The organism is Streptomyces phytophilus (assembly GCF_013870535.1).
Lineage (GTDB): Bacteria > Actinomycetota > Actinomycetes > Streptomycetales > Streptomycetaceae > Streptomyces > Streptomyces phytophilus.
Genome location: NZ_JACBXC010001296.1, coordinates 1 through 1662, shown reverse-complemented (window position 1 = coordinate 1662; position 1662 = coordinate 1). Strand labels below are relative to the sequence as shown.

Below are 1662 nucleotides of genomic sequence, written 5' to 3'. Positions count from 1 at the left end.
CGCCCTCGCCACCCAGCGCGACGACGACGGCGCCACCACCCGCAGCTCCGACGTCCCCGACCGCTACCTCGGCGCCTGGCTCGGCACCCAGCTCCGCGACGGCGAACCCACCGGCACCTACCGCCAGTTCACGATCCGCCCCGGCGAGAAGGGCGAGGTCGTGGCCACCAGCATCGTGCTCAGCGGTCAGTCGCAGTGCACCAGCGAGGGCGAGCTGACCGCCGCCGGCAAGGGCCTGCACCTCGACACCGAGGTCGTCGAGGCCGCCCCCGCCGGCGAGTGCTCTCCGGTCGGCGGCCACGTGGTCACGTACGACGACGGCAAACTGCTCTGGCGCGCCGACGGCGGCCGCACCGCCGAGCTGACGAAGGTCGAGCCCCGCGACCGCCGCATACCGCGCGAGCTGCTGGGCCGCTGGCAGCGGCCCGCCGGCTCCGGTACCCAGGTGATGCAGGTCGTCCAGGCCGCGCCGGGGCAGATCGCCGTGCGCTTCACGACCCGTACCGGCGACGGCGACACCTGCCAGGCGAAGGCCGACTTCGTCGGCGTCGACCAGCGCGACGACCGCGTGCTGCTCGGCCCTTCGGAGATCACCTCGGTCGCGGGCCCGGAGGACTCCGGCTCCGGCGAGACCCCCGACGGCCTCGGCGACGACTCGGGCGGCGGGCAGCTCGGGGGCCCGTGCGTGCCCGGGTTCTCGTCCGCGATGCAGGCGACCGCCGACGGCTCCGTGCTGGACCGCCAGTTCCTCGGTGGGGAGCAGCGCACCCGGCACTACACAAGGGCGGACGGCTCAGCTGCCGACCCGACACAATAGGCACGCCCGACGAGGGGGAAGGGGGCAGCATGGACAGCCTCGGACCGGATGATCCGCGCCGCGTCGGCTCGTACCAACTGCTCGGACGGCTCGGCGAAGGCGGCATGGGACGCGTCTACCTCGCCCGTTCGGAACGCGGCAGGACCGCCGCGGTGAAGCTGGTCAAGGCCGAGTTGGCGCGGGAGCCGGAGTTCCGGCGCCGGTTCACGCAGGAGATCACCGCCGCGCGCCTGGTCGGCGGCGAGTGGACCGCGCCCGTCCTCGACGCCGACACGCACGCCGCGACGCCGTGGGTCGCCACCGGGTACGTCGCGGGGCCCTCGCTGCACGAGGTCGTCGCCAGGGACTTCGGCCCGCTGCCCGACGCCTCCGTGCGCGCGCTCGCCGGCGGGCTGGCGCGCGCGTTGCAGGCGATCCACGCCGCCGGGCTCGTCCACCGCGACCTCAAGCCGTCCAACATCCTGGTCACCATCGACGGGCCGCGCGTCATCGACTTCGGCATCGCCCGCGCGCTCGACTCGGTCACGGCGGCCGGCGACGGGCTGACCCGTACCGGCGCGGTCATAGGCTCGCCCGGCTTCATGTCGCCCGAGCAGGTGCGCGGCGAGCGGGTCACGGCGGCGAGCGACGTGTTCTGCCTGGGTACGGTGCTGGCGTTCGCGGCGACCGGGCGGATGCCGTTCGGTACGGAGGACAGCGGCGCGCACGCGCTGATGTTCCGGATCGCCGCGGAGGAGCCGGAACTGTCGGGCATCGAAGGCGAGTTGCGCACGCTGGTCGAGCGCTGCCTCGCCAAGGAGCCGACCGCGCGGCCGCAGGTCGCGGAGCTGGTGGCGCTGACGGAG

Annotated in this window: 1 protein-coding gene and 1 pseudogene; both read left to right on the top strand. The window is 74.5% G+C overall.

The window, feature by feature from the left end; genetic code table 11:
- Window positions 1-817: pseudogene (locus H5J30_RS31750) on the top strand (hypothetical protein); the annotation flags it as partial.
- A 29-nt stretch (window positions 818-846) separates the two neighbouring features.
- Window positions 847-1662 (top strand): serine/threonine-protein kinase (locus tag H5J30_RS31745; protein WP_181791041.1); only part of this gene is annotated, 816 nt, incomplete at its 3' end.